The organism is Flavobacterium sp., from assembly GCF_036405015.1.
Classification (GTDB): domain Bacteria; phylum Bacteroidota; class Bacteroidia; order Flavobacteriales; family Flavobacteriaceae; genus Flavobacterium.
Window position 1 is genome coordinate 1 of record NZ_DASWYK010000255.1, and the last position, 8,976, is coordinate 8,976.

The 8,976-nt window shown below is 33.9% G+C and carries 8 protein-coding genes and 2 tRNA genes; 5 read left to right on the forward strand and 5 right to left on the reverse strand.

Annotated elements, in window-relative coordinates; genetic code table 11:
• The first annotated feature begins 104 nt into the window (after window positions 1–104).
• From rseP to VGE71_RS22375, 3 genes are all read left to right on the forward strand, one after another.
• On the forward strand, window positions 105–1,448 hold the full coding sequence (gene rseP, locus VGE71_RS22365) for an RIP metalloprotease RseP (protein WP_331140308.1): 1,344 nt from the start codon (window positions 105–107) through the stop codon (window positions 1,446–1,448).
• 83 nt (window positions 1,449–1,531) lie between these two features.
• A tRNA-Asn gene (locus VGE71_RS22370) sits at window positions 1,532–1,605 on the forward strand.
• A 38-nt stretch (window positions 1,606–1,643) separates the two neighbouring features.
• A tRNA-Asn gene (locus VGE71_RS22375) sits at window positions 1,644–1,717 on the forward strand.
• A gap of 212 nt (window positions 1,718–1,929) precedes the next feature.
• Here the strand turns inward: VGE71_RS22375 and VGE71_RS22380 are convergent.
• The gene (locus tag VGE71_RS22380) at window positions 1,930–2,595 is read right to left on the reverse strand and encodes a hypothetical protein (RefSeq protein WP_331140309.1); all 666 of its coding nucleotides are present in this window, start codon (window positions 2,593–2,595) and stop codon (window positions 1,930–1,932) included.
• 262 nt (window positions 2,596–2,857) lie between these two features.
• Window positions 2,858–4,054 (reverse strand): aminopeptidase C, encoded by a 1,197-nt coding sequence (locus VGE71_RS22385; protein ID WP_144216149.1) that lies wholly within the window; start codon window positions 4,052–4,054, stop codon window positions 2,858–2,860.
• A gap of 232 nt (window positions 4,055–4,286) precedes the next feature.
• Here VGE71_RS22385 and VGE71_RS22390 point away from each other — a divergent pair, with 232 nt between their 5' ends.
• Together VGE71_RS22390 and VGE71_RS22395 are read left to right on the forward strand one after the other, a co-directional pair.
• On the forward strand, window positions 4,287–5,084 hold the full coding sequence (locus VGE71_RS22390) for a helix-turn-helix transcriptional regulator (RefSeq protein WP_331140310.1): 798 nt from the start codon (window positions 4,287–4,289) through the stop codon (window positions 5,082–5,084).
• A gap of 78 nt (window positions 5,085–5,162) precedes the next feature.
• Complete coding sequence (locus VGE71_RS22395; RefSeq protein WP_331140311.1) at window positions 5,163–6,026, forward strand: type II CAAX endopeptidase family protein; 864 nt, start codon at window positions 5,163–5,165, stop codon at window positions 6,024–6,026.
• A gap of 89 nt (window positions 6,027–6,115) precedes the next feature.
• Here the strand turns inward: VGE71_RS22395 and VGE71_RS22400 are convergent, their stop codons facing one another.
• The 3 genes from VGE71_RS22400 to VGE71_RS22410 all read right to left on the reverse strand — a co-directional run.
• Window positions 6,116–7,276 carry a hypothetical protein gene (locus tag VGE71_RS22400; protein ID WP_331140312.1) on the reverse strand — a complete coding sequence of 387 codons (1,161 nt, stop codon included), beginning with the start codon at window positions 7,274–7,276 and terminating at the stop codon, window positions 6,116–6,118.
• A 65-nt stretch (window positions 7,277–7,341) separates the two neighbouring features.
• Window positions 7,342–8,307 (reverse strand): transporter, encoded by a 966-nt coding sequence (locus VGE71_RS22405; protein WP_331140313.1) that lies wholly within the window; start codon window positions 8,305–8,307, stop codon window positions 7,342–7,344.
• A gap of 74 nt (window positions 8,308–8,381) precedes the next feature.
• On the reverse strand, window positions 8,382–8,976 hold a 595-nt coding region (locus VGE71_RS22410), incomplete at its 5' end, for a helix-turn-helix domain-containing protein (RefSeq protein ID WP_331140314.1).

The following is an 8,976-nucleotide window of genomic DNA, read 5'->3' on the forward strand; positions in this document are numbered from 1 at the left end:
GTTTATTAATTAACAAACATTTAAAAGCTTAAACACTATCTTGCACCTTGAATTAAAATAGAAAACGCTACTTTTGTGCGTTAAATACGAATTAAAAATAAAAAATGGATATAGTTATCAAACTCTCTCAATTTCTATTGAGTTTATCTTTACTTATTATTCTTCATGAATTAGGGCATTTTATCCCTGCAAAATTGTTTAAAACAAGAGTCGAAAAATTTTATTTGTTTTTTGATGTTAAATATTCTCTTTTCAAAAAGAAAATCGGAGAAACAGAATACGGTATCGGATGGCTTCCATTAGGAGGTTATGTGAAAATTTCTGGAATGATTGACGAAAGTATGGACAAAGAGCAAATGGCTCAAGAACCACAACCTTGGGAGTTTCGTACTAAACCAGCTTGGCAACGTTTAATTATTATGCTTGGTGGTGTTACCGTAAACTTTATCCTGGCTTTTATTATCTATATCGGAATGGCATTTGCCTACGGAGATACTTATATTGCTAATGCTGACTTAAAAGATGGTGTAGCAATTGAAAATCCTGTTATGATTAAAGCTGGTTTTAAAACGGGAGACAAAATTATTTCTATTGATAACAATCCTGTAGAAAATTTTGACAAAGACATGAACATGAATATTATCATGGCAAAAGAGGTTTTGATTGAAAGAAATGGACAGCAACAGACTATCAAAATGCCAACTGATTTTGTAGATCAGCTTTCTAAAACCGAAAAAGGACTTCTTATTGATATTCGTAGACCTTTTGCAATTGGACAGGTTGCTGAAGATTCTCCAAATCAGAATTTGAAACCAAAAGATTTGATTCTTTCTCTTAATGGACAAAAAATTAAATATTTTGACGAAGCAAAAGCCGTTTTAGAAGCAAATAAAGGGAAACAAATTTCTGCTGTTGTTTTACGTAATTTAAAAGAAACTCCAATTGATTTAAAAGTTAATAAAGAAGGTAAACTAGGTGTTGTTGCCGGTGGTTTAGACATGAAATCATTAGAAAAACTAGGATACTATAAAATCAGTACAAAAGAATATGGTTTCTTTGAATCTATTCCAGTTGGTCTTCAAAAAGGAAAAGATCAATTGGTTGGTTACGGAAAACAATTGAAAATGATTTTTAATCCAGAAACTAAAGCATACAAACAAGTTGGCGGTTTTGCTGCGATTTTCAATATTTTTCCTACTTCTTGGAGTTGGGAAGTTTTCTGGTCTATCACTGCTTTATTGTCAATTATGCTTGGAGTTATGAATTTATTGCCAATTCCGGCACTTGATGGTGGTCACGTGATGTTTTTATTGTATGAAATAATTTCTGGTAAAAAACCAAGCGACAAATTCCTAGAGAATGCGCAAATGGTTGGTTTTGTATTACTTATTTCACTACTACTGTTTGCTAACGGTAACGACATTTACAAGGCAATTGTAGGCAAGTAAAAAAAAGTCAAAAAAAGAGTGAAAATGTTTTTGAGAAACTAAAAATAGTTTTATATTTGCACTCGCTAAAAAGAGCAACAACTTCCTCCTTAGCTCAGTTGGTTAGAGCATCTGACTGTTAATCAGAGGGTCCTTGGTTCGAGCCCAAGAGGGGGAGCAACTTTTTTTAGCAAACATATTTACCTTTAAGGTGATTCCTCCTTAGCTCAGTTGGTTAGAGCATCTGACTGTTAATCAGAGGGTCCTTGGTTCGAGCCCAAGAGGGGGAGCTTAAAAAAAAGACGATCAAATTTGATCGTCTTTTTTTTTGTACAATCTTGTCATTTTGACCGAAGGGAAAAATCACACTAGAAACTCTACAAAGTATTTCTTCAATCTGTACGGATTTGTGAGTGCGATTTTTCCCTTCGGTCAAAATGACAAAGCTATGCACTTTGCGAACTTTGCGCTTTTCCTTTGTGTCTTTGCGGTTAAAAAAAACTCACTTCACGACCAAAGTCTCACTTTTAAACCTTTTCATTAAAATTTCAGCCTTGTCTATTTGATTAATTGATTTCAAAGACTGCGCATATCTATAATAATAAATCACATCCGGATCTTTGACTAAATTGAACAATTGCTCATAATATCCTGCTGCGGTATTTAAGTTTCCTTCAAAGTAAAGTCGGTCTGCTACTTTTTGGAGCATTTCTGGGGTTTTATAGCCCTTTTCCAGTACTTTCTGATATGTATTTATCACATCAACCTTAACGTAGTTTTCAGGCTCATTTTGAGCTGTGATATTCTCTTTGGCGGGCTCGGCAGAAACTGTTGCGCTTTCGACCGAAACTTCGGGTTGGGTTATGCTTGCTGTTTTTTGCTTTCGCTTGACATATCTCGGAATTATTGTTCTCGTATTATTAGGCCCTAAATCGTTGGTGTAGATCATATCTAATTTTGTGACCTCGTAAGTCGTTATTCTCCCTCCAAAAAGCTTATTGATTCTTTCTTCTACATAATAGGATTTAATCACATAATCTTTGTTAGAAGCCAGATTATCGGTTAAGATGATCGTTTTTCCTTTTTCTGAAGAAGCCGAAAGCTGGGCAAAACAGTTGAGAGACAATAGTATGAGGAATGCGCTTAAAAACACTTTAAGGTCTTTCATAAATAGTTTAATAAAATTAATGGTTTGGTTAAAATTTTATTAAATATATCGCATTCAAACTGTTACACTTTTAAAACCTCTGTATATAACTTGAAAAAACGTTAAAATGCCTTTTTTCTGTTAAGCCTTCCTGATTCGGGAAAAAGCTTCCTTTTTTTAACCGAAGGGCTTTAATATACCTTAAATAACAATGTATCAGAAAAAAAAAGCGCCGCAATCTCAAAGATTACGGCGCTTTTCTATTTTTAAAACTCTCAGGTAATTAAACCCCTAATTTCTTAGCAATTTCAGCAGGAATTCCTCCTTTGTTTACTAGTAATGCAGTAGTTTTATATTTTACGAAGTTCTTAGTTACAAACAAGAAACCTTTGTAGTCGTTTGTTTCTCCCCAAGAATTTTTTACGATATAGTATTCTTTTCCAGTTTGGTCTTTTGCTAAACCAATAATGTGCATTCCGTGGTCGTCTGTTGTAGTGTAGTTATCAAACGCTGCCTGACGCATTTCTGGAGTAATTTCTGGTTCTGCTTTTGGTCCGTTAAACATGTCTGCTTTTTCTTCAGCGGTCATGTCATCGAATTTTTTAGTAGATACATACGCTACACCATTTTTCCAGCTGAAAGTTTTTTCACTAACATCTGTTGCCCAAGCTACTGTATATCCTTTTTTCAAAGCATTGTCGATTACATCTGTCATATCGTTCAGTTTTACGTTGTAAACTTGATCTAATGACCAGTTGTCTGGCACCATCATCGTTGTTTTTTGGTAGTAAGGCGTGTCTGTAAAAGAAGACATTTCTACATACTCATCAGGATTAATTCCTACTACTTCTTTAGCAAAAGATTGAGGTGTATAGTTTTTTCCTTTGTATGTAAAGTTTTCTGGTGCTTTTCCTAAATAAGAATCGATAACTGCTGTGTATGCTTTTTTCCAGTTTGGAGTTAATTCTCCGTTCGGGTTTTTAACAACTGCCGCCAAAACTCCTTCGATAAGAGCAGCCATTTCAGCAAATTTGTTTTTGTCTGTTCCGTAGTTTAAACCTGTATAAACTTCTCTTGGCACAGTTCCGTATTTTCTATACATATTAATTACATCGTGCAAAGCTCCACCATCACCTAAAGTAATTGCTCCATGCATACGAACATAGTTTACACCTTTGTCAACATACACGTTTCTTGCAGAATAAATCTGAGACAACTCAACTGGCTGTTTTCCTAAACGAATCATTTCTGACTCTAAGAATGAGTTGGTTGAGTAACTCCAGCAAGTTCCAGATGATCCCTGAGATTTTACTGATGTTGTTCCTAAATTAATTACTTCTGTAAATTTGAAGTTCTCTTTACTTTTGTCGCTTGCGTTTAGTTTAAGTGAATTTACTAAAATGTCCTGCGCAAAACAGCCTGCTGTTCCAGCTAAAAATACTGAAGCTGCAAACACTGATTTGAATGAAAATGTATTCATAAGTTATGTTTAAGATTTAACAAAATTAGTCACTAATGTTTCTAATTTGTTACAAAACAATTAATTTTTTTGTAATTTATTGCTATTGTGCGGTTAATTTTTTCACAATCTTTTTATTAAGGTGTAAAAGATTACAAATTATGTAAAAGTATTGGTCATTTGCAATGCGACAATAAAGCTATTTAAATAAGCAGTAACTTGGTACCAGCTATTCCAAAAATGCCAACTCGAAATGTACGAACTTGAAAAAGAAAAATATTTAGGCAGTACCAAAAATATCTTTAATACAAATCAGGGAATTTCGATTGTTGAAACCGAATATCAAAATAAAGTTTACGAAGGATGGCATTCGCACAATAATGCACATATTACGCTTTTCCTAAAAGGAGGCACTACAGAGAAACGGAAAAACTTTAATGAAAACATTGGTCCAGGTTCTTTACTTTTTTATCATAGCGATGAACTGCATTTGAACCAAAATACACTTTTCCCTTCCCGAAATATTAATCTCGAAATTGAAGAAGATTTACTGAAAGAGCTTCAACTTAATGAAGCCATGATCGAAAAATCGATTCAAAACAACATGTTTACTAAATTTTTAATGCTGAAGATTTTTAAAGAAACACAAAGTGCTGATGTTTTTTCTAACGATAACATCAAAATGCTCTTTGCTCAGCTTTCTCAAAACAATAACTATTTAGAACGGTACGAAAAAAGTCCGTTTTGGGTAAAAAGTCTTCATGAATTATTAAATGATTGTTGGAATGAAAATCCGAATCTCAACGATCTTGCAGAAGTTTTACATTTAAATCCGATTACAATTTCAAAACATTTTCCGAAATATTTCGGATGCACTTTAGGCGAATACATGCGTAGAATAAAAATTAATCGTTCGCTTTCGCTAATACATTCCAGCTCCGAAAACTTAACTGAAATAGCAATGCAATGCGGTTTTTCAGACCAAAGTCATTTTATTAGGACTTTTAAAAATCAAACTGGTTTTTTACCTAAGCAGTTTCAAAAATTATAAAGAAGGCAAATTTCATTCTATTTTTTGATTTTGATGCGCGATACATTTGCTTCATCTTAAATCATTAAACACAACCAAATGGAAACGCTTACCTTAAAACAGAAAACATTTAATTCCCCTTTAACCAAAATAATACTTGCCTTACTTATTTTTATGTTTGTTGTTGTTATTGGGCAACAAATTGCTTCAAAATTACTTGCTTTAACACCACTTGACAAAGACGTTAGAAGTCTTTTAAAAGGACTTTTTGTTTCGACAGCTTGTATTTTAAGTTATATTTTCTTCTTTAAAAAATATGACAAAAGAGATATTACAGAATTTGCTGCAAAAGGATTTCTGAGTAATGTTATGATCGGAATCGCAATTGGTTTTGTCTTGCAAGCGCTTACTATTTTAGTAATTTACCTTAACGGAAATTATAGCGTTATTGCAGTAAATCCGATTAGGTTAATCCTGATTCCGTTTGCACTTATGTTTACGGTTGCGATTATCGAAGAAGTATTGGTACGCGGTATTGTGTTCCGAATTATCGAAGAAAAATTGGGAAGTTATATTTCCCTGCTAATTTCATCTCTAATTTTTGGAGGTTTACATTTAATAAATCCGCATAGTGGTTTCCTTTCTTTATTGTGTATTACTATGGCAGGACTTTTATTTGGTGTGGCTTTTATGTACAGTCGTAATTTATGGCTTCCGATTGCGATACATTTTGCATGGAACTTTACACAATCTGGTATTTTTGGAGCCATTACATCTGGAAACGAAAAAACGAATAGTTTATTAGAAGCTAAAATACAAGGTCCAGAATTAATTACCGGAGGAGCATTTGGCCCAGAAGGAAGTATTCAAGCAGTTATTTTCTGTACTTTGGCCACTATCTTATTACTGGTTTTATGCCATAAGAAAAACAAAATCGTTGCACCTTATTGGAAAAGAAAATAGTACCAATCAACTTTGTCAAAGTTTTAAACTTTGACAAAGTTCTCCTTGCGACTGAGACTGAAAAACCGAGACTGAGACTGAAAAAAAAGTCACCTCATCCAATTGCTTCCAAAAACGATATAATACGCCCAATCTTCATTTCCTCTAGCAATATCAACTCCCATTCTGAGTTTAAATTTTCTAGCCATTAAATATCTAAAACCGGTTCCGTAACTGTAAACTACAGGTTTTGCAAAAGCTTTGTCCCAATCGTTAAAAGCGCTTGCCAGACCGCCAAAGCCCATTACACTCCATCTTTTGTAAACATCCCATCTCAATTCGGCTTCGGTAACAATACTGGTTTTTCCTTGATAACGTGCCGCTGGAATTCCTCTTAAATTGATTCCAGGTCTTAAATAAAAAGGCGGACTCCCAAACGCCTGCTCTCCTTCTACCCTTAGTCCGCCAATTAATGTTTTAGCTAATGGATAATATCCGATTGCTGATAAATTAACGCGCCAGGCATCGTAGTCGCTTCCTATTGCGTTATCTGACCAAAAGAAATCCGATTGGATTCTAATTCCTTTATCTGGTGTAAATATATTGTCGCGGCCATCAAACTGAATGGCTCCTCCTAACTGACTCACAGTACTTTTTATATCTCCCGGTTTTACAAATGGTGGTGGAAGATTAAAATCGGGCAAATTTATTTTTGAGTTTAAAAACAGATATTGCGGACCTGCACTCCATTTTGCATTTCGAAACTGTTTTAACCATTGGGTATAAAAAATGGTAGATCTAAAATTGAGCTTAAATTCCTGATCGGGTAAATTCGGTAGATTATTTTCATAAAAAGACAAATTTACATCGCCATAACCTGCAGCTACACGATATAATATTCTGGGTTTTATCAAAGTTGACGAACGAAATGCGCCCGCCATCCAGCTTTTGTTTCCAGTATACATTCCGATTCCGCCCGTTATATCGGGATTTATAAAACGTTTTTTACCATTTTCATTTACTACTGGCGCATGTTTTTTTAGGAAGATCGGAACCAAAGCTCCTCCAATATTCCCTAAAGCCGGTTCGGTAATAATTGTTGGAACCACAATAAAACCATGTGCATAAATAATATAATCACTTAAATCGAAAGCGCCGTCTAGAGAATCTTTTACACTGATATGGTATTTTTGTGCGCTAACAATATTAAACGTCAGTACAAACCAAAGCGAAAACAGCAGTACTTTTTGTGTCGGTTTTTTGTTTTTCATAAAAAGAATCTGATTGTTTATACTTAAAAATTCTATCTCATTTTACGCTCGAAATAAATATTGCATTACTTTTTCTTGGTACTGAAGACATGTGCCAAAGTGATAAAAAAAGTATTTCCCTGAAATCTATTGACTGCGTCAAACTCCGAAACCCATCTAAAACCTGCTGATGTCATACAGCCAATATGAAAATAATTGACCTCTGCACCAAGAGCTCCAACGTGATCTTTGTCTGGCTCTAACAATAATGATCCAACAGGAATTTTATCATCTGAGACTTTATATTGTAAATAATAAATAAGTCCCGCATTTAATATTGCTTTTGGAGCTGTTTTTTCGGCATTCATACAATAAAATGTTTTTCCTAAACCGCCTTCAATACTAAAAATATCACCCGTTTTTATATCGGTATCTTTTTTCTTTCCGTTAATTTCATACGCTGCTAATGCAGAGAAATGAAACGTTTTTTTATCATTAAAAAACAAAGTTGTTCCTGCTGAAATTTCATTCATAAACATTCCCAATCCACTGTTTTCGCTACCGCCTAATTCATATTTTCCGGTTGGAATATACATTTGATAGCTGAAAACAAAATCGGCTCTTTTATTGTGCCAACCTAATTGAAGCGGCTGCAGATACATGTCTGTAAATGCAAAACTGCTTTTAGAATCAATATAACTTCCTTGAATAGCATTAGAAGCACCTGCCAACAAAATAGAAGCTCCATAGTTGGCTCCCAAAATCTTAAAATCGCTTACATAAGATGCTCCTGCACCTGTTATAAACATCGTCAAATCTGGATTACCAATGCTATCGCCGTCTCTGTTTCGCAGACAATTTGCTGTATAAATATAGACTGGAACATACACGCTTAATGTGTTTTCTGGAGCCTGAGTTCCAGACTGAAGTCCCATTGCGCCAAGAATATGTCCGCCTTTTAATTGTGCGTTGCCATAAAATGAAATCAATGCAAACAGAACTACTAAAATTGATTGTCCTATTTTTTTCGAATTAGTATTTTTTGCTTTCATGCTGAAATGTTTTAAAATGAATTAAGACTTTACAACTAAGGCGAATAACAAATTTTATGGAGAAGAAATAGAATTTATTTAAAATAATAAGCACTTGTACGATCTGGATTGATTCGAATCGTTTTGAAATATTCTGAAGGAGATTTTCCGGTATGTTTTATAAAAGCTCTAAAACAAGTCGTCCGAGATTTGAAACCCGAACCCCAAGCCATTCCTTCTAGAGACAAATCTTTCCATTCGGGATCGTTTATTTTGTCTTTAAAATATTCTATTCTTTTAAGATTAATATAATCCTGAAAATGAAGTCCAAATTCAGAGTTTATTAAGTTAGATAATAGATGTACCGATATTCCGGTCTCATCTGAAAGGTCCCGAATTACAAAATCTTTCTTGAGAAAAAGCTTTTGGGAATTTAAAACATAATCTAATTTTAAAAGGTAATCTTCCTTTTTTTCGCTCGTTAAATCGTTTGTTACAGGCAGATTAGTTTTAACTTCTTTTGATTTTATAGAAAATGTATTATCAATTACAAAATCAAATGTTTCTTCTTCATCATGAAAAATCTGAGGCCTGAAATAAAGCCAGCCAACAGTAAAAAACAAAACCGATGAGATTAAGAAATAACCGGATATATCGACAACGTCTATTTTTCTCAGAAGAAAATGATAT